Raw genomic sequence first — 17,701 nt, 5'->3', positions numbered from 1 at the left:
CGTGATGCGCGTGGTCGTCACGCGGCCGGCGCGCGAGGCGGCGCAGTGGGTCGCGCAGTTGCGCGAACGCGGCCACGACGCCATCGCCTTGCCCTTGATCGCCATCACCCCGGCCCCGGACGCGCAGTCCCTGGCCGACGCCTGGGATTCACTGGATCGCCATGGCGCCGTGATGTTCGTGAGCGCGAATGCGGTGCATGGATTTTTCGCGGCCGGCGCGTCCTGGCCGCAGGATGGGCCGCGGGCCTGGGCGCCGGGGCCGGCGACGGCCGAGGCCTTGCGGGAAGCCGGCGTGCCGCCGGCGCAGATCGATGCGCCCGCGCCGGACGCCGCCCAGTTCGATTCCGAAAGCCTGTGGGCCGAGGTGCGCGGCCGGCTGGCGCCGGGCAGCCGGCTGCTGCTGGTGCGCGGCGCCGATGCCGAAGGCCGCTCGCAGGGACGCGAATGGCTGTCGCAACAGCTGGCGGCGGGCGGCGTGGGCGTGGACGAAGTCGCGGCCTACGCGCGCGGCATCCCCGCCTGGAGCGAGCAGGACGTGGCGCAGGCGCGCGCCGCGGCCGGCGATTGCTGGCTCTTCAGCAGCTCGGAGGCGGCCCGCAACCTCGCGCAGTTGCTGCCCGGGCAGGATTGGAGCAAAGCGCGCGCGCTGGCAACCCATCCGCGCATCGCGCAGGCCGTGCAGGCGTTGGGGTTTGGTTACGTGCAGCAATGCCGGCCGGGCCTGCCGGACGTGGTGGCGTCGATAGAATCGAGCCGATGAGTTCGACGCCCGAGTTGCCGCCGTCCGAGTTGCCGTCGCCGCCCTTGCCGGTGGCCCCGGTTCCGGCCGTTGCCGCGGCCGGACGAAGCGCCACGGTCTCGCGCGCCACCTTGCTGGTGCTGGTTGCCCTGGCCGGCGGTGCGCTGCTGGCGTGCCTGCTGCTCTGGCAGAAGCTGGGCGGCATCCAGGAACAGCTGGCGCGCCAGAGCGCCGACAGCGGCGCAAACGCCATCGAGGCCCGCGCCCTGGCGCGGCAGGCCCAGGACATCGCCCGCGATGCGGCCGCCCGCCAGGTCGTGCTCGAGTCGCGCGTCAGCGAAGTCGCCTTGCAGCGCACCCAGCTCGAAGAACTGATGCAAAGCCTCTCGCGTTCGCGCGACGAGAACCTGGTGGTGGACATCGAGTCCGCCCTGCGCCTCGCGCAGCAGCAGACCCAGCTCACCGGCAGCGCCGAACCCCTGCTGGCCGCGCTGCGCAGCGCCGACGACCGGCTCTCGCGCGCCGCGCAGCCGCGCCTCGCGCGCCTGCAGGCCGCGGTCGGCCGCGACAGCGTGCGGATCCGCCAGGCGAGCGTCACCGACGTGCCCGGCGTGCTGGCGCGCCTGGACGAACTGGTGCGCCAGGTCGACGACCTGCCGCTGGCCAACGCCGTGCCCAGCCCCGCCATCGCGGAGACCGCCCGCAAGCACGCTTCCGCGCCGGCGGCCCCTGGGCCGGTGCTCTGGTGGCAGAAGGCGCGCGACACCGTGCTGGAGGAAGCCCGCGGCCTGGTGCGCGTGAGCCGCATCGACCAGCCCGAGGCGGCGCTGCTCGCCCCCGAGCAGGCCTTTTTCCTGCGCGAGAACCTCAAGTTGAAGCTGCTGAACGCGCGCCTGTCGCTGCTGGCGCGCCAGAACGATGCGGCGCGGGCCGACATCGCCGCCGCGGTGGCCGCCTTGCAGAAATACTTCGACCCGTCCTCGCGCCGCACGCAGGCCACGGCCGCGCAGATGCAGCAGGTGCAGGCGCAGCTGCGCACCGTGGAGCTGCCCCGCATCGACGAGACCCTGGCGGCGCTGGCAACGGCCGCCGCCGGGAAGTAGGAGCCGCCATGCGCGCCGCGCTCTGGCTCCTGGCCCTGTTCGGCATCGCCGTCGCGGGCGCGCTGTTTGCCGGCAACAACCAAGGCACGGTCACGCTGTTCTGGCCGCCATACCGGGTCGACGTTTCCCTGAACCTGGTCGTGCTGCTGCTGGTGGCCGCCTTCGTGTTCCTGCACGCGGCGCTGCGCGCGCTGTCGGCGCTGTTCGACCTGCCGCGGCAGGCGCTGCGCTGGCGCACGCAGCAGAAGGAACGCACGCTCTACGCGTCGCTGCTCGACGCGCTGTCGCACATGCTGGCCGGACGCTTCATCCGCGCGCGCAAGTCCGCGGAGGCGGTGCTGCAGCAGGAAGGCTCGCTCACCGCGTCCGGCCAGAAGCCGGCCAACGCGGGCCAGCTGCGCGCCATCGCGCACCTGCTCGCCGCCGAGAGCGCGCATGCCTTGCAGGACCGCGCCGGCCGCGAAGACCACCTGAAGCAGGCGCTGGAACACGTGCAGGCGCGCGACGCCCAGGAGACGCGCGAAGGCGCGTTGATGCGCGCGGCGCGCTGGTCGCTGGACGACCGCGAACCCGAATCGGCGATGCAGTGGCTCAAGGGCCTGCCGCAGGGTGCGGCGCGCCGCACGCTGTCGCTGCGCACGCGGCTGAAGGCCTCGCGCCAGGCCGGCCAGGCGCGCGAGGCGCTGGAGACGGCCCGCCTGCTGGCCAAGCACCATGCCTTCTCGCCGGTGGCGGCGCGCAGCATCGTGCGCGGACTGGCCATCGATCTGCTCAACGGCGCGTACGACGTCGCGCAGCTGCAGCGGGCCTGGAGCCTGCTGGAGCCGGCGGAGCGCACGATTCCCGAGGTGGCGATCCACGCCTCGCAGCGCCTGCTGTTCCTTCGCGGCGACGCGCACCTGGCCCGCGACTGGCTGCTGCCGGTGTGGGAGGCGCAGTCGGAACTGGGCGACGCGTTGCGCGTGAAGCTGGTGTGCGCGCTGGAGGAGGGCCTGGGCGCGCTCGACGCCGGCTGGCTCGCGCGCATCGAGGCGGCGCAGAAGGCGAACCCGCGCGACGCGACCCTGCAATACCTCGCCGGCATGGCCTGCATGAAGCGGCAGCTGTGGGGCAAGGCGCAGCAGCTGCTGACGCAGGCGGCGTTGGGCCTGCAGGATGCGGGCCTGCATCGCAATGCCTGGCGGGCGCTGGCGGAACTGGCCGAGCAGCGGTCGGACGAGTCGGCCGCGGCGCAGGCGTGGAAGCGGGCGGCGGGGGAGTAAGCCGCACGGTGGTGGGGTCGCGAAGCGACCCCACCCTACGACAAACAAAAAGGGCGCCCGGAGGCGCCCTTTTTCATTGGCAGCAAGCCGCTCAGAACGGCAGCTGCAGGTTCCGCAGGTCGCGCTTGGTCTCCACCAGCACCAGCGGCCCTTCGTCGGTTTCCACCACCGGCGGCCGCTCGCGCGGCACGTGCACCGGCTTGGGCTCGGCCGCCATCGCGGCCTGGGCGGCGGCGATCTTGTCGGCATCGGAACCCACCCACTGCAGGCCCGAGCCTTCGGCGACGTTCTTCAGCTCGTCGACCGGCAGCTGGAAGGGCTGCACGCGCGGCAGCGTCTTCGCCTGCACGGCTTCGGCGGGAGCCGGGGCGGCGACCGGCGCGCGTGCTTCCGCACGCGGCGCATGGTGCTCCACCGGCGCCGGCGCGTGGCCGGCAAAGACTTCCTGCTCGGCGGCCGAGACTTCGGCGCCGGTCACGATCTCGGCTTGCGCCGGACGCTCGCTGCGTTCGCCGCGGTCGCCGCCACGTTCGCGGCGATCGCGCCCGTAGCGGTCGCGCGAGCGGCGGCGGCCTTCGCCGTCGGCGCCATCGGCGCCCGCCGCCGGACGGCTGTCGTCGAAGTGCGTGTGCGACTCCAGCACCGGATTGGCGCCGGGCGGCAGCTGCGGGTCGGCCGACTCAGTGACCGCGCCGACCGAACCGGCGGCGCCGGCCAGGGCATCGGCCTCGAGCTTGCCGTCCTGCGGCGCGCCGTCGCGCGGGCGGCGCTCGCCGCGTTCACGGCGGCCGCCGTCGCGCCGGCCTTCGCCGCGCTCGCCACGCTCACCGCGCGGACGATCCTGCGCCGCGTCCTCGGCGGCGCCGGCATCCAGCAGGTTGTCGGGCGGCAGCACCTCGCCGCGCGCCTCGGCGGCCTCGCGTGCTTCGCGGCGCTTGCGCGCCTCGAAACGCTCGCGGCTTTCCTGCGGCTCGCGGTTGTCTTCTCCTTCGCGCGGCGCGCGGGGCTCGCGTTGCTCACGGCCTTCGCGGGCTTCACGCGGCTCGCGCTGCTCACGACCTTCACGACCCTCGCGGCCTTCGCGGCCTTCGCGCGGTTCGCGTGCTTCACGCGGTTCGCGTTGGTCGCGGGCTTCGCGGCCCTCGCGCGGCTCGCGCTGTTCGCGCGCTTCACGCGGCTCGCGGCCCTCACGCGGCTCGCGCCCTTCGCGGCTGCCGCGCTGTTCGCGGCCTTCGCCGCCGGCGCTCACGTCGCGCTCGCGCCGCTCGCCCCGTTGTTCGCCACGCTCACCGCGCTGCTCACCGCGCTCGCCACGTTCACCGCGCTCGCGCCGGCCCTGGCCCTCGCCGCGTTCGCCGCGCTGGCCTTCACCGCGCTGGCCTTGCTGGCCCTCGCCGCCTTCCGCGGCCGCGCGCTCGCGCCGCTGTTCGCCGTCGCGCCGGCCTTCACCGCCACGGCCACCGCGGCCGCCGCGCTCGCCGCGGCCATCGCCCCGGCGGCCGTCCCGGCCACCGCGCTCGCCACGCTCGCCGCGGCCATCGCCACGCTTCTCTTCGCGGCGCGCCTCCGCAACCGGGGCCGGCGCGGGCGCCGGTTCGGCCGCCGGGCCCATGCCCAGCACGCTCTTGATCCAGGAGAAGAAGCCGGTTTCCGCCGGCGCGGCGGCCGGACGGGCCACCGGCGCGGGCGCGGGCGCCTGCACCGGCGCGGCAGCGCGTGCCACCGGCTCCTGCACCGGCGGCTTGGGCAGCGGCATCGGCGCCGGCGCGTCGGGCAGCACGCCCTTGATCACCGGTTCCTGCTTGTTGGTGCGCTCGTGCGAGCGGCGCGTCACGGCGGTCGGGTCCTCGATCTCCTCGGCCATGTGGTAGCTGGCCTTCAGGTTGTCGAGGCGCGCGTCGTCGTGCTTCAGGCGCTCCAGGCGGTAGTTGGGGGTTTCCAGCGTCTTGTTGGGAACCATCAGCACGCCGATGCGCTGCTTCAGTTCGATCTTCGCGATCTCGGCGCGCTTCTCGTTCAGCAGGAAGGAAGCGACTTCCACCGGCACCTGCACGTGCACGGCGGCGGTGCCGTCCTTCATCGACTCTTCCTGGATGATCCGCAGGATCTGCAGGGCCGAGCTCTCGGTGTCGCGGATGTGGCCGTGGCCGCCGCAGCGCGGGCAGGGGATGGACGCGCCTTCGGACAGGGCCGGGCGCAGGCGCTGGCGGCTCATTTCCATCAGGCCGAACTTGGAGATGGAGCCGAACTGCACGCGGGCGCGGTCCTGCCGCAGCGCGTCGCGCAGGCGGTTTTCCACTTCGCGGCGGTTCTTCGACTCTTCCATGTCGATGAAGTCGATGACGATCAGGCCGCCCAGGTCGCGCAGGCGCATCTGGCGGGCCACTTCGTCGGCCGCTTCGAGGTTGGTGCGGGTCGCCGTCTCCTCGATGTCGCCGCCCTTGATGGCGCGCGCCGAGTTGACGTCGATGGAGACCAGCGCTTCGGTGTGGTCGATGACGATCACGCCGCCCGAGGGCAGCTTCACTTCGCGGGCGTAGGCCGATTCGATCTGGTGCTCGATCTGGAAGCGGCTGAACAGCGGCGCGTCGTCGCGGTAGCGCTTCACGCGCTGCGCGTGTTCCGGCATCACGTGCGCCATGAACTGGTGCGCCTGGTCGTAGATGTCGTCGGTGTCGATCAGGATGTCGCCGATGTCGTGATTGAAGTAGTCACGGATCGCGCGGATCACCAGGCTGGATTCCTGGTAGATCAGGAAGGCGCCCTTGCCGCCCTTGGACGCGCCCTCGATGGCGGTCCACAGCTTCAGCAGGTAGTTCAGGTCCCACTGCAGCTCGGGGGCGCTGCGGCCGATGCCGGCCGTGCGGGCGATGATGGACATGCCGTTGGGGTACTCCAACTGGTCCATGTTCTCCTTGAGCTCGGCCCGGTCGTCGCCCTCGATGCGCCGGCTGACGCCACCGCCGCGCGGGTTGTTGGGCATCAGCACGACGTAGCGGCCGGCCAGCGAGATGAAGGTGGTGAGCGCCGCGCCCTTGTTGCCGCGCTCTTCCTTTTCCACCTGGACCAGCAGTTCCTGGCCTTCCTTGATGACGTCGTTGATCCGCGCCTGCGAGACCGGCACGCCCTGGGCGAAGTACTGCTTGGAAATTTCCTTGAACGGCAGGAAGCCGTGGCGGTCTTCGCCGTAGTCGACGAAGCAGGCCTCGAGCGAGGGCTCGACCCGCGTCACGACCGCCTTGTAGATGTTGCCCTTGCGCTGCTCGCGCCCTTCGATTTCGATTTCGTAGTCGAGCAGTTTCTGCCCGTCCACGATGGCCAGCCGGCGTTCTTCCGCCTGCGTGGCGTTGATCAGCATCCGCTTCATTCGCGTCACTCCTTCAAACCTCAAGCGCGCCCGGTTGGGGGCGCGGACTTCGGTGCCTGACTGACGCTTCGAAACTTAGGGAATTGCCGGAGTGCGATGCGGCTGCGTGAGCTTGCTAGCTCAGCAGCCGTCGCGAGGGCACAGGGATGGGGGCGAGCTGGCGCCGGCGGCGGTCCGCAATGGCTGCGGAGGGAGTGACGCCGACGAGGGGCCATGGGGCCTGCATGGCGGGCGCCGGCAGGAGCCAGCGCCAGAATGCCAGGAGGAACACCATCAGCACCGTTGTTCTCGCTTTGATCCGCCCCCCAGCGTCGGTTGTAGCTGGAGGACTTGAATTCCGTTCAGTGTTTCGAAGAGCCGGGCTTGGCCGGCGCCGCCCGCGCCACGACGGGCTTTGGCCCGGAATCTGCGCGGTGCGGTGCCGGTGGCATCGACCTGCCAGCGTGCTCAGTGGTGGGGGTGGACTAAACTGCCAGCCAAATCAACCACTTACAGCGTAACGCTAGTGAAACAGATTATAGGGGGCGAAGCGCCCCCCGCAAGCGCTGAAGTCAAATTCATGACCATCGGGGAGGAATCCGCGGGCCAGCGCCTGGACAACTTCCTGATCCGCGTCCTCAAGGGGGTGCCCAAGACGCACGTCTACCGCATCATCCGCTCGGGCGAAGTCCGGGTGAACAAGGGCCGGGCCGGCGCCGATACCCGGGTCGAGATCGGCGACGTGGTGCGGGTGCCGCCGGTGCGCCTGTCCGAGAAAGCGGCCGAAAAGCTGGAAAAACCGGCGCCGGCGCGTGAATTCCCGGTGATCTACGAAGACGAGCACCTGCTGGCCATCGACAAGCCCGCTGGCGTGGCCGTGCATGGCGGCAGCGGCGTGAGCTTCGGCGTGATCGAGCAGCTGCGCCAGGCCCGGCCGGCCGCGAAATTCCTGGAGCTGGTGCACCGGCTGGACCGGGAAACCTCCGGCATCCTGCTGGTCGCCAAGAAGCGCTCGGCGCTCACCAGGCTGCAGGACCAGTTCCGCGATCGCGAAACCGGCAAGACCTACCTGGCGCTGGTCGAAGGCGCCTGGCCGGGCAACAAGAAGGTGATCGACCTGCCGCTGCACAAGTACCTGCTGGCCGACGGCGAGCGGCGGGTGAAGGTGGTGGCCAAGGACGACCCGGACGGCATGCGCTCGGTGACGCTGGTGAAAGTGCAGCAAGGCCTGCCGGGCTTCAGCCTCCTCGAAGTCACCATCAAGACCGGCCGCACCCACCAGATCCGCGTGCACCTGGCCAGCCAGGGTCATCCGATCGCCGGCGACGACAAGTACGGCGACTTCGAGCGCAACAAGGCCCTGCAGAAACAGGGCCTCAAGCGCATGTTCCTGCATGCCTGGCGGTTACAGTTCGACCATCCCGCCAGCGGCGAGCGCGTCGCGCTGCAAGCCCCCTTGCCCCCCGAACTGCAGAAATTCGTGAGCCATGCGTCCGCGCCAGTTTGACCTGATCGCCTTCGACTGGGACGGCACGCTGTTCGATTCCACCCGGATCATCGTGCGCTGCATCCAGCAGGCCGTCACCGACGTCGGCGGCGCCACGCCGACCGACACCGCCGCGGCCTACGTGATCGGCATGGGGCTGATGGAAGCGCTGGCCCATGCCGCGCCCGACGTGCCGCGCGAGCGCTACCAGGAGCTGGGCGCGCGCTACCGCCACCACTACCTCTCGCACAAGGACGACCTGAACCTGTTCACCGGCGTGCTGCCCATGCTGGCCGACCTGCGCGGGCGCGATCACCTGCTGGCGGTGGCCACCGGCAAGTCGCGCCGCGGCCTCGACGAAGTGCTGCAGACGGTGGAACTGAAGTCGGTGTTCCACGGTTCGCGCACCGCCGACGAGACCGCCGGCAAGCCGGACCCGAAGATGCTGCTCGAGCTGATGGAAGAATTCGGCATCGCGCCCGAGCGCACGCTGATGATCGGCGACACCACCCACGACCTGCAGATGGCGCTGAACGCGGGCTGCGCCAGCGTGGGCGTCACCTACGGGGCGCACGAGCCGCATGGCTTCGAGGCGCTCCAGCCGCGCAGCGTGGTGCATTCCGTGCGCGAACTGCACGACTGGCTGCTGGCCCATGGCTGACGGCCTGGTCGCCCTTTGCAACTCCGCCGACCTGGAGGAGGGCGGCCTCGCCGTGCCTTTCGACGTGGTCTACGGCGGCCAGACCTGCCGCGCCTTTGCCATCCGTTGGCACGGCCAGGCGCACGCGTACCTCAATCGCTGCGCGCACGTCGCCATGGAAATGGACTGGCAGCCCAATCGCTTCTTCGACGACAGCGGCCGCTGGCTGCTGTGCGGCACGCACGGCGCGGTCTACCAGCCGGACACCGGCGCCTGCGCCGGCGGCCCTTGCCGCGGCGGGCTGGTCAAGATCGCGCTCACCGAGAGCGGCGGCGTGGTGCACTGGCATACTGCCTTCAACCTGCAACCTTTAGAGTTCTAGATGACCGAGCCTGTCTTTCCCGAAACGAACTCCCCCGAGCCGACGCCGCCGCCCACCGCCGCGCCGGCGCCTGTCGTGAAGGCCGCGGAGCCCGGCTGGGAGCGCGCGACGATGGAGAAGCTCCTCTTCGCCACGCTGGAGGAACAGAAGACGGCCCGCCGCTGGCGCGCCTTCGTCCGCCTGGCCTGGCTGGCCTTCTTCATCTTCCTGATCTGGACGCTGACCTACCGCGGCACGCCGGCGACCGACAAGGCCACGCCGCACACCGCGGTGATCGAGATCGAGGGCGAGATCGGCCCCAAGCAGGAAGCCAGCGCCGAATTCATCGTCGCCGCGGCCAAGGCGGCCTTCGAGGACGCCGGCGCGCAGGGCGTCGTGCTGCTGATCAACTCGCCGGGCGGCAGCCCGGTGCAGGCCGGCATCATCAACGATGAATTGAAGCGCCTGAAGGCCAAGTACAAGAAGCCGCTGTACGCGGTGGTGGAAGAGTCCTGCGCCTCGGCCGCGTACTACATCGCCGCTTCGGCCGACCGCATCTTCGTCGACAAGGCCAGCATCGTCGGCAGCATCGGCGTGCTGATGGAAGGCTTCGGCTTCGTCGGCCTGATGGACAAGCTGGGCATCGAGCGCCGCCTGATGACGGCGGGCGAGAACAAGGGCTTCCTCGATCCCTTCAGCCCGCAGACCGAGAAGCAGAAGGCGCATGCGCAGGAAATGCTGAACCTGGTGCATCGCCAGTTCATCGACGTGGTGCGCACTGGCCGCGGCAAGCGCCTGAAGGAAACGCCGGAGCTGTTCAGCGGCCTGTTCTGGACCGGCCAGCAGGCCGTGGAACTCGGGCTGGCCGACCAGCTGGGCAACCTGGACTACGTCGCGCGCGAGGTGATCAAGGCGGAAGAACTGGTCGACTACACCCGCCGCGAGAACGTGGCCGAGCGCCTCGCCAAGAAGTTCGGCGCCGCGGTCGGCGACGGGGCGGTGAAGGCGCTGAAGGCGGTCCAGCCGCTGCGCTAGTTCACATCCCGACGGCGAACACGGCCGGGACGTCGTTCGTCACCGGGACGGTTTCCTTCTTCCAGGACGCGGCGCTCGCGCTGCGGCACATCGCCGAGGGCAAGGTCAGGCCGCTGGCCACCGCGATGCGCGTGGTGGGCTTGAGCTGCTGCACCAGCGCCTGCCACAAGGCCTGGTTGCGATAAGGCGTCTCGATGAACAGCTGCGCCTGGCCGGTGCGCAGCGCCAGGGATTCCAACTCCTTCAGGCGCAATGCGCGCGCCGTGGCGTCCTGCGGCAGGTAGCCGACGAAGGCGAAGTTCTGCCCGTTGAGGCCGCTGGCCGCCAGCGCCAGCAGCAGCGACACCGGACCCGCCAGCGGCACCACCTGCAGCCCGAGTTCGTGCGCCGCCCGGACTACCGACGATCCGGGGTCGGCGATCGCCGGCATGCCCGCTTCGCTCACCAAGCCGACGTCGTGCCCCTCCAGCGCCGCCTGGAGCAAGGGCCTGGCGTCGAAAGCCGCCGGTCCGTGGTCGCCCTTCTTGTGCACCTCGCGCGGCAACTCCGCGATCTGCTGCTGCTGCAGGGGCAGGGCGAGCGGCTGCACTTCGCCCACCCGCTTGAGGAAGGCGCGGGCCGACTTCGCGTTCTCGCAGATCCAGTGCGTGATGCCGGCGGCCGCCGCGATGGTTCCGTCCGGCAGCGTCTCCCGGATCGGCACGATTTGCGCGCAGCCGAAGTCCAGCGGCGTGGGAACGAGGAAGAGGCGCCCGGCCATCAGAACACGCGCAGGCCGGCAGCGCGCAGCATGCGGCAGGTGCGGATCAAGGGCAGTCCCACGAGGGCGGTGGGATCGTCGCTGTCGATGGCATCGAGCAGTGCGATGCCCAGGCCTTCGCTCTTGGCGCTGCCGGCGCAGTCGTAAGGCTGCTCCTTGTGCAGGTAGGCTTCGATCTCCTCGCGCGACAGCTCGCGGAAGCGCACGCGCACGGCGGCCAGGTCGTGCTGCGCGAAACCGCTTTCCAGGCACACGACGCTCAGCGCCGTCTGGAAGACCACCACCTTGCCGCTCATGCGGGTCAGTTGCTCCACGGCATTCGCATGGTTGCCCGGCTTGCCGAGCGGTTCGCCGTCGAGGTCCGCCACCTGGTCGGAGCCGATCACGATCGCCGCGGGATGGCGTTCGGCCACGGAGCGCGCCTTGGCCTCCGCCAGGCGCCGCGCCAGGGGATCGGGGAGTTCACCGGCTTGCGGTGTCTCGTCGACGTGCGGTGCCTCGACCGTGAAAGGGACCTGCAAGCGCGAAAGCAGTTCGCGGCGGTAGACGGAGGTCGAGCCCAGCACCAGCGTGCGTGCGGCTGAGTCAGCATGGAACTGCGGCATCCGCCGATTCTCTTACACTGGATTCATGGCCAAGGACTTCGACCCGCACCGCCTGGACGTGCGCCGTTTCGCCGAGGAGGGCGCAGAACTCTCGGTGGACGACAAGCTGCCCCGCTTTCGCCGCCTGCTGGCCGAGACCGAAGGCACGGAGGCCGCGGAACGCGTCGTGCACTGGGGCGCGCGCGGCGAGATGCACAACGCCCGCCACGTCCACCCGGACATCTGGGTGCACCTGGAGGCCGAAGCCAGCCTGCCCATGGTCTGCCAGCGCTGCCTGAACCCGGTGGACGTGCCGCTGGAGGTGAGCCGCTCCTTCCGTTTCGTGGCCGACGAAGCCACGGCGGCCAAGGAGGACGACGAGGCGGAGGAGGACATCCTGGCGCTGTCGCGGGCCTTCGACCTGCTGGAACTGGTGGAGGACGAACTGCTGATGGAAGTGCCGGTGGCCCCGCGGCACGACGTCTGCCCCGAGCCCGTGAAGATGTCCGCCGTCGACCCCGACTTCGAGGCGGCGCAGCCGGAAAAAGAGCATCCCTTCGCCCTCCTGGGCCGGCTCAAGACCGGCAAGAGCTAGGAAGAACGCTTTGGGCTATAATCGTGGGCTTCGCGCCGAACCGGCATGCAGGCCAGTCCTGCGCCCGCCGACCGTCCTGCGCTTCAACCAACCGATCAACCCCCAGCTGCCCCCGGGTAGCCGGCCGATTCCAGGAGCCCATCATGGCTGTCCAGCAAAACAAGAAGTCGCCTTCCAAGCGCGGCATGCACCGTTCGCACAATGCCTTGGTCACGCCGGGCATCGCGGTCGAGCCGACCACCGGCGAAACCCACCTGCGCCACCACATCAGCCCGACGGGCTTCTATCGCGGCCGCAAGGTCGTGAAGACCAAGCAAGACGCCTGAGCGTCGCTGCGGGAGTCCCCCAGGGGGCCGGGCCCGGCTGCGTGAACGCGCAGTTCGGGCCTTTGTTTTCTCTGGCCCGGAAATCGCCCGTTTTGGCTCTACATTGCAGGCCATGACAACGACCCTCGCCGTCGACTGCATGGGGGGCGACCATGGCCCCCGGGTGACGCTCCCTGCCTGCCGGCAGTTCCTGGAGACGCACCCCGAAGCGCAGTTGCTCCTCGTCGGCGCCCCTGCCGCCCTCGAATCCTTTCAGCATCCCCGTGCCCGCGTGGTTCCTGCCTCCGAGGTGGTGACCATGGACGACGCCGTCGAAGTGGCCCTGCGCAAGAAGAAGGACTCTTCGATGCGGGTGGCCATCCAGCAGGTGAAGTCCGGGGACGCCCAGGCCGCGGTTTCCGCCGGCAACACCGGCGCGCTGATGGCCGTGGCCCGCTACCTGCTGAAGACGCTGGACGGCATCGACCGACCGGCGATCGCCTCCCACCTGCCCAATGCCAAGGGCGGCGCCACCACCGTCCTGGACCTGGGCGCCAATGTGGACTGCACCGAGCAGCACCTGCTGCAGTTCGCCGTGATGGGCTCGGCCCTGGTGGCGGCGCTTTCGGACAACAACAGCCCTTCGGTCGGCCTGCTGAACATCGGCGAAGAGGTCATCAAGGGCAATGAAGTGATCAAGAAAGCCGGCGAATTGCTGCGTTCTGCAGCCAACACCGGCGATCTCAATTTCTACGGCAACGTCGAAGGCAACGACATCTTCAAGGGCACGACCGAGATCGTCGTCTGCGACGGCTTCGTTGGCAACGTGGCGCTGAAGACCAGCGAAGGCCTGGCGTCGATGATCGGCGGCTTCCTGAAAGAAGAGTTTTCGCGCAACGCCGTCACCAAACTTGCGGCAATTGTCGCCTTGCCGGTGCTATCTGCGTTCAAAAAGCGCGTTGACTACCGCCGCTACAACGGCGCGGCCCTGCTGGGCCTGCGCGGGCTGGTGTTCAAGAGCCACGGGTCCGCGGACGAACTGGCTTTCGAGCAGGCCCTCAACCGCGCTTATGATGCGGCCCGAAACAACTTGCTGGACCGCGTCCAGGCCCGGATTGCCCATGCCCGACCCCTCCTGGTCGGCGCCGAAGGCGAACCGGTCGAAGCGACCACCTGAGCACAATGAGCAGATATTCCCGGATCACGGGCACCGGCAGCTTCCTGCCGCCCCAGCGCGTGACCAACGCGGACCTGGCGGCGCAGCTTGCCGCCAAGGGCGTGGAGACCTCCGACCAGTGGATCGTGGAGCGCACCGGCATCCGGGCGCGCCACTTCGCCGCGCCCGAGGTCACCAGCAGCGACCTGGGCGTCGAGGCGGCCAGGCGCGCGCTCGAGGCGGCCGGGCGCCAGGCGGGTGACATCGACCTGATCATCGTCGCCACGTCCACGCCGGACATGGTGTTCCCGTCCTCCGCCGCGATCCTGCAGAACAAGCTGGGCATCGCCGGCTGTCCCGCCTTCGACGTGCAGGCCGTGTGCAGCGGCTTCGTCTATGCGCTGACGGTGGCCGACGCGATGATCCGCACCGGCAGCGCGAGCAAGGCGCTGGTGATCGGCGCCGAGGTCTTCTCGCGCATCCTCGATTTCAACGACCGCACCACCTGCGTGCTGTTCGGCGACGGCGCCGGCGCCGTGGTGCTGGAAGCTTCCGACACCCCCGGCATCCTGGCCAGTGACCTCCATGCCGACGGCAAGCACGTCGGCATCCTGTGCGTCCCTGGCACGGTCGCGGGCGGCAAGGTGCTGGGCGACCCGCTGCTCAAGATGGACGGCCAGGCCGTGTTCAAGCTCGCCGTCGGCGTGCTGGAAGACGCGGCGCGGGCCACGCTGAAGAAGGCGGGCAAGACCGAGGCCGACATCGACTGGCTGATCCCGCACCAGGCCAACATCCGCATCATGCAGGGCACGGCCAAGAAGCTGAAGATGCCGCTCGAGAAGCTGGTGGTGACCGTGCACGAGCATGGCAACACGTCCGCCGCCTCGATCCCGCTGGCGCTGGACGACGCGGTGCGCAGCGGCAAGGTGAAGAAGGGCGACACGCTGATGCTCGAAGGCGTGGGCGGCGGCTTCACCTGGGGCGCGGTGCTCCTGGACTTCTGATCCAGGCCGCGGCGCGCGCCTCCTCCCGACAACAAGGACGACTCATTCCATGAAAACGTTCGCTTTCGTCTTTCCCGGCCAGGGTTCGCAATCGGTCGGCATGCTCGATGCCTGGGCCGGCCATCCCGCCGTCACGGAAACGCTCCAGGAAGCCTCCGATGCCCTGGGCGAAGACCTGGCCACGCTGATCCAGCAAGGCCCCAAGGAAGCCCTGGCCCTGACGACCAACACCCAGCCCGTGATGCTGGTGGCGGGCGTGGCGGCCTACCGCGCCTGGCGCGCCGAAGGCGGCGCCGAGCCGTCCGTGATGGCGGGCCACTCGCTGGGCGAGTATTCCGCGCTGGTCTGCGCCGGCGCCCTGGCGCTGAAGGATGCCGCGCCGCTGGTGCGCTTCCGCGCCCAGGCCATGCAGGAAGCCGTGCCCGTGGGCACCGGCGCGATGGCGGCGATCCTGGGCATGGATGCCCAGCGCGTCATCGAAGGCTGCGCCGAGGCGCAGCGCGCCCTGGACAACAGCGAAGTGGTCGAAGCGGTCAACTTCAACGACCCGATGCAGACCGTGATCGCCGGCTCCAGGGCCGGCGTCGACAAGGCCTGCGAGATCCTCAAGGGCATGGGCGCCAAGCGCGCGCTGCTGCTGCCGGTGAGCGCGCCTTTCCACTCCAGCCTGATGAAGCCGGCGGCCGAGAAGCTCAAGGAGCGCCTGGCCGCCACGGCGCTGCAGGCGCCGAAGATCCCCGTGATCAACAACATCGAGGTCCAGGCCGAGAGCGACCCGGATCGCATCCGCGCGGCGCTCTATGAGCAGGCCTTCGGCCCGGTGCGCTGGGTCGAGTGCGTGCGCGCCATCCGCGAGCGCGGCGTGACGACGCTGGTCGAATGCGGCCCCGGCAAGGTGCTGGCCGGCATGGCCAAGCGCATCGTTCCCGAGCTGGAGGCCGCGGCGCTGTACGACCCGGCCACGCTGGCCGAAGTGAAAGGGCTGCTGGCGTGAGCAACACCACCCTGCACGGCCAGGTCGCCCTGGTCACCGGCGCCTCGCGCGGCATCGGCGCGGCCATCGCGCACGAACTGGCGGCGCGCGGCATGAAGGTGATCGGCACCGCCACCACCGACGACGGGGCCGCCAAGATCACCGAGGCGCTGTCCCAGTACGCCGGCTGCAAGGGCGCCAACCTGAACGTCAACGACGCCAAGGCGGCCGAGGCCCTGATCGACGGCATCGCCAAGGAGCATGGCGCGCTGCACGTGCTGGTGAACAACGCCGGCATCACCCGCGACACGCTGGCGATGCGCATGAAGGACGAGGACTGGGATGCGGTGCTGGACACCAACCTGAAGGCCGTCTTCCGGATGAGCCGCGCCGTGATGCGGACCATGATGAAGCAGCGCTATGGCCGCATCGTCAGCATCACCAGCGTGGTGGGTGCCTCGGGCAATCCCGGCCAGGCCAACTACGCCGCTGCCAAGGCGGGCGTGGCCGGCATGACCCGCGCCCTGGCGCGCGAACTCGGCAGCCGCGGCATCACGGTCAACTGCGTGGCGCCCGGCTTCATCGAGACCGACATGACGGCCGCGCTGCCGGAAGACCAGCAGAAAGCGCTGCTGGGCCAGATCCCGCTGGGCCACCTGGGCAAGCCGGCGGACATCGCCCACGCGGTCGCTTTCCTGGCTTCCCCCCAGGCCGGATACGTCACCGGGCAAGAGATCCACGTCAACGGCGGAATGTTCATGGCCTGACCGTGGGTCCAGGCCTACCCAGCCGGAATCTCCGCCCGGCTTAAAATCGCGGACTTAATCACAAACCCTTTGAGGGAAACCATGAGCGATATCGAAGCACGTGTCAAAAAAATCATCGCCGAGCAGCTCGGCGTGGAAGAGTCCCAGGTCACCAATGAAAAGGCCTTCGTGGCCGACCTCGGCGCGGACTCCCTGGACACGGTGGAACTGGTCATGGCCCTCGAGGACGAGTTCGGCATCGAGATCCCGGACGAAGACGCCGAGAAGATCACCACGGTGCAGAACGCCGTCGACTACGCCAGCCAGCACCAGAAGGCCTGAGCCAGCATGAGCATGCGCCGCCGCGTCGTCGTGACGGGCCTGGGCTGCGTGAGCCCGGTCGGGAACACCGTTGCCGAGTCCTGGGAGAACCTCGTCGCAGGCCGGACGGGCATCGCCCTGGTGAAGTCCTTCGACACGAGCGCACTGGCGTGCAAGTTCGCCGGCGAGGTCAAGAACTTCCAGGTCACGGACTACATGCCGGAGAAGGAAGCCCGGCACATGGATCGCTTCATCCACCTGGGTCTGGCCGCAGCGTGCCAGGCGGTGGAGGATGCCGGCCTGCCGCAAGGCGAGGCGCTCGGTGACGAGCTGGCCACGCGCATCGGCGTCAACATCGGCTCGGGCATCGGGGGCCTGCCGATGATCGAGGAGACCCACAGCGAAATGGTGAACCGCGGCCCGCGCCGCATCTCGCCCTTCTTCGTGCCGGCGTCGATCATCAACATGATCTCGGGCCACGTCTCCATCAAGTACGGCTTCAAGGGCCCCAACATCGCGATCGTCACGGCCTGCACCACCGGCCTGCACGCCATCGGCGTGTCGGCCCGCATGATCGAGAGCGGCGACGCCGACGTCATGGTGGCCGGCGGGGCCGAGTCCTGCGTCTCCCCGCTGGGCATCGGCGGCTTTGCCGCGGCCCGCGCGCTGTCCACCCGCAACGATTCGCCCGAGACCGCGTCCCGTCCCTGGGACAAGGACCGCGACGGCTTCGTGCTGGGCGAAGGCGGCGGCGTCCTGGTGCTCGAGGAGTACGAGCACGCCAAGGCCCGCGGCGCGAAGATCTACGCGGAACTGGCCGGCTTCGGCATGAGCGCCGACGCCTTCCACATGACCGCGCCCAACGTCGACGGCCCGCGCCGCTCGATGGTGGCCGCTGTGAAGAATGCCGGGATCAACCCGGACCAGATCGACTACGTCAACGCGCACGGCACGTCCACGCCGCTGGGCGACATCAACGAGACCAACGCCCTCAAGCTGGCGCTGGGCGACCACGCGAAGAAGACCGTGGTGAATTCCACGAAGTCGATGACCGGCCACCTGCTGGGCGGCGCCGGCGGCATCGAGTCGGTCTTCACGGTGCTGGCCATCCACCACCAGAAAAGCCCGCCCACGATCAACATCTTCAACCAGGACCCGGAGTGCGACCTGGACTACTGCGCCAACACGGCGCGGGACCTGAAGATCGATTACGCGCTGAAGAACAACTTCGGCTTCGGCGGCACCAACGGCACGCTGGTCTTCAAGAAGATCTGAAGCCGGTTCC

General features: G+C 69.7%; 18 protein-coding genes. 15 read left to right on the top strand and 3 right to left on the bottom strand.

Features of this window, described 5'->3' with window-relative positions; genetic code table 11:
* Positions 1–4 precede the first annotated feature (4 nt).
* From LZ009_RS20965 to LZ009_RS20955, 3 genes are read left to right on the top strand one after another with little or no spacing between them, the layout of a single operon-like run.
* Complete coding sequence (locus LZ009_RS20965) at positions 5–760, top strand: uroporphyrinogen-III synthase (RefSeq protein ID WP_275699928.1); 756 nt, start codon at positions 5–7, stop codon at positions 758–760.
* Positions 757–1,842: a uroporphyrinogen-III C-methyltransferase gene (locus LZ009_RS20960; RefSeq protein ID WP_275699927.1), complete on the top strand. Its 1,086-nt coding sequence runs from the start codon at positions 757–759 to the stop codon at positions 1,840–1,842. Before LZ009_RS20965 ends, LZ009_RS20960 begins: the two co-directional genes overlap by 4 nt.
* An 8-nt stretch (positions 1,843–1,850) precedes the next feature.
* Complete coding sequence (locus LZ009_RS20955; RefSeq protein WP_275699926.1) at positions 1,851–3,104, top strand: heme biosynthesis protein HemY; 1,254 nt, start codon at positions 1,851–1,853, stop codon at positions 3,102–3,104.
* 91 nt (positions 3,105–3,195) lie between these two features.
* On the opposite strand, the gene LZ009_RS20950 is transcribed toward LZ009_RS20955, so the two are convergent.
* On the bottom strand, positions 3,196–6,471 hold the full coding sequence (locus LZ009_RS20950) for an Rne/Rng family ribonuclease (protein WP_275699925.1): 3,276 nt from the start codon (positions 6,469–6,471) through the stop codon (positions 3,196–3,198).
* Positions 6,472–6,976: 505 nt separating this feature from the next.
* Between LZ009_RS20950 and LZ009_RS20945 the strand changes: the two genes are divergently transcribed.
* The 4 genes from LZ009_RS20945 to LZ009_RS20930 are packed head-to-tail and all read left to right on the top strand — an operon-like array spanning position 6,977 to position 9,972.
* The gene (locus LZ009_RS20945) at positions 6,977–7,957 is read left to right on the top strand and encodes an RluA family pseudouridine synthase (protein WP_430300401.1); all 981 of its coding nucleotides are present in this window, start codon (positions 6,977–6,979) and stop codon (positions 7,955–7,957) included.
* The gene (locus tag LZ009_RS20940; RefSeq protein ID WP_275699923.1) at positions 7,938–8,597 is read left to right on the top strand and encodes an HAD family hydrolase; all 660 of its coding nucleotides are present in this window, start codon (positions 7,938–7,940) and stop codon (positions 8,595–8,597) included. The genes LZ009_RS20945 and LZ009_RS20940 overlap by 20 nt, the downstream gene beginning before the upstream one ends.
* Positions 8,590–8,958, top strand: a complete 369-nt coding sequence (locus LZ009_RS20935; protein ID WP_275699922.1) for a Rieske (2Fe-2S) protein — start codon at positions 8,590–8,592, stop codon at positions 8,956–8,958. Before LZ009_RS20940 ends, LZ009_RS20935 begins: the two co-directional genes overlap by 8 nt.
* Entirely contained in the window at positions 8,959–9,972 is a 1,014-nt protein-coding gene (locus tag LZ009_RS20930) for a S49 family peptidase (RefSeq protein ID WP_275699921.1), read from the top strand.
* Between the two features lies 1 nt (position 9,973).
* On the opposite strand, the gene LZ009_RS20925 is transcribed toward LZ009_RS20930, so the two are convergent.
* Positions 9,974–10,732 (bottom strand): SAM-dependent methyltransferase, encoded by a 759-nt coding sequence (locus tag LZ009_RS20925; protein WP_275699920.1) that lies wholly within the window; start codon positions 10,730–10,732, stop codon positions 9,974–9,976.
* Positions 10,732–11,337 (bottom strand): Maf family protein, encoded by a 606-nt coding sequence (locus LZ009_RS20920; protein WP_275699919.1) that lies wholly within the window; start codon positions 11,335–11,337, stop codon positions 10,732–10,734. The genes LZ009_RS20925 and LZ009_RS20920 overlap by 1 nt, the downstream gene beginning before the upstream one ends.
* A gap of 25 nt (positions 11,338–11,362) precedes the next feature.
* On the opposite strand from LZ009_RS20920, the gene LZ009_RS20915 reads away from it, so the two are divergent.
* The 8 genes from LZ009_RS20915 (at position 11,363) to fabF (ending at position 17,691) form a co-directional block, all read left to right on the top strand.
* Complete coding sequence (locus LZ009_RS20915) at positions 11,363–11,911, top strand: YceD family protein (protein WP_275699918.1); 549 nt, start codon at positions 11,363–11,365, stop codon at positions 11,909–11,911.
* A gap of 143 nt (positions 11,912–12,054) precedes the next feature.
* A complete protein-coding gene (gene rpmF / locus LZ009_RS20910) occupies positions 12,055–12,237 on the top strand; it encodes a 50S ribosomal protein L32 (protein ID WP_275699917.1) in 183 nt (60 codons plus the stop codon).
* A gap of 112 nt (positions 12,238–12,349) precedes the next feature.
* Positions 12,350–13,393, top strand: coding sequence for a phosphate acyltransferase PlsX (gene plsX / locus LZ009_RS20905; protein ID WP_275700073.1), 1,044 nt, complete (start codon positions 12,350–12,352; stop codon positions 13,391–13,393).
* A 5-nt stretch (positions 13,394–13,398) separates the two neighbouring features.
* On the top strand, positions 13,399–14,376 hold the full coding sequence (locus LZ009_RS20900) for a beta-ketoacyl-ACP synthase III (protein ID WP_275699916.1): 978 nt from the start codon (positions 13,399–13,401) through the stop codon (positions 14,374–14,376).
* 49 nt (positions 14,377–14,425) lie between these two features.
* A complete protein-coding gene (gene fabD, locus LZ009_RS20895; RefSeq protein ID WP_275699915.1) occupies positions 14,426–15,370 on the top strand; it encodes an ACP S-malonyltransferase in 945 nt (314 codons plus the stop codon).
* Positions 15,367–16,116 carry a 3-oxoacyl-ACP reductase FabG gene (gene fabG, locus LZ009_RS20890; protein WP_275699914.1) on the top strand — a complete coding sequence of 250 codons (750 nt, stop codon included), beginning with the start codon at positions 15,367–15,369 and terminating at the stop codon, positions 16,114–16,116. Before fabD ends, fabG begins: the two co-directional genes overlap by 4 nt.
* Before the next feature lie 81 nt (positions 16,117–16,197).
* On the top strand, positions 16,198–16,437 hold the full coding sequence (acpP, locus tag LZ009_RS20885) for an acyl carrier protein (RefSeq protein ID WP_275699913.1): 240 nt from the start codon (positions 16,198–16,200) through the stop codon (positions 16,435–16,437).
* A 12-nt stretch (positions 16,438–16,449) separates the two neighbouring features.
* Positions 16,450–17,691, top strand: a complete 1,242-nt coding sequence (gene fabF, locus LZ009_RS20880) for a beta-ketoacyl-ACP synthase II (RefSeq protein ID WP_275700072.1) — start codon at positions 16,450–16,452, stop codon at positions 17,689–17,691.
* Positions 17,692–17,701: the final 10 nt, after the last annotated feature.

The sequence above is a fragment of the Ramlibacter paludis genome (assembly GCF_022012305.1).
Classification (GTDB): Bacteria; Pseudomonadota; Gammaproteobacteria; order Burkholderiales; family Burkholderiaceae_C; genus Ramlibacter; species Ramlibacter paludis.
The sequence above is the reverse complement of the archived record's forward strand: the minus strand, read 5'-3'. Positions and strand labels throughout refer to the sequence as shown.

Coding starts and splice junctions, on each gene's coding strand:
- LZ009_RS20965 (WP_275699928.1), top strand. CDS start 5: ATGCGCGTGGTCGTCACGCGGCCGGCGCGCGAGGCGGCGCAGTGGGTC.
- LZ009_RS20960 (WP_275699927.1), top strand. CDS start 757: ATGAGTTCGACGCCCGAGTTGCCGCCGTCCGAGTTGCCGTCGCCGCCC.
- LZ009_RS20955 (WP_275699926.1), top strand. CDS start 1,851: ATGCGCGCCGCGCTCTGGCTCCTGGCCCTGTTCGGCATCGCCGTCGCG.
- LZ009_RS20950 (WP_275699925.1), bottom strand. CDS start 6,471: ATGAAGCGGATGCTGATCAACGCCACGCAGGCGGAAGAACGCCGGCTG.
- LZ009_RS20940 (WP_275699923.1), top strand. CDS start 7,938: ATGCGTCCGCGCCAGTTTGACCTGATCGCCTTCGACTGGGACGGCACG.
- LZ009_RS20935 (WP_275699922.1), top strand. CDS start 8,590: ATGGCTGACGGCCTGGTCGCCCTTTGCAACTCCGCCGACCTGGAGGAG.
- LZ009_RS20930 (WP_275699921.1), top strand. CDS start 8,959: ATGACCGAGCCTGTCTTTCCCGAAACGAACTCCCCCGAGCCGACGCCG.
- LZ009_RS20925 (WP_275699920.1), bottom strand. CDS start 10,732: ATGGCCGGGCGCCTCTTCCTCGTTCCCACGCCGCTGGACTTCGGCTGC.
- LZ009_RS20920 (WP_275699919.1), bottom strand. CDS start 11,337: ATGCCGCAGTTCCATGCTGACTCAGCCGCACGCACGCTGGTGCTGGGC.
- LZ009_RS20915 (WP_275699918.1), top strand. CDS start 11,363: ATGGCCAAGGACTTCGACCCGCACCGCCTGGACGTGCGCCGTTTCGCC.
- rpmF (WP_275699917.1), top strand. CDS start 12,055: ATGGCTGTCCAGCAAAACAAGAAGTCGCCTTCCAAGCGCGGCATGCAC.
- plsX (WP_275700073.1), top strand. CDS start 12,350: ATGACAACGACCCTCGCCGTCGACTGCATGGGGGGCGACCATGGCCCC.
- LZ009_RS20900 (WP_275699916.1), top strand. CDS start 13,399: ATGAGCAGATATTCCCGGATCACGGGCACCGGCAGCTTCCTGCCGCCC.
- fabD (WP_275699915.1), top strand. CDS start 14,426: ATGAAAACGTTCGCTTTCGTCTTTCCCGGCCAGGGTTCGCAATCGGTC.
- acpP (WP_275699913.1), top strand. CDS start 16,198: ATGAGCGATATCGAAGCACGTGTCAAAAAAATCATCGCCGAGCAGCTC.
- fabF (WP_275700072.1), top strand. CDS start 16,450: ATGCGCCGCCGCGTCGTCGTGACGGGCCTGGGCTGCGTGAGCCCGGTC.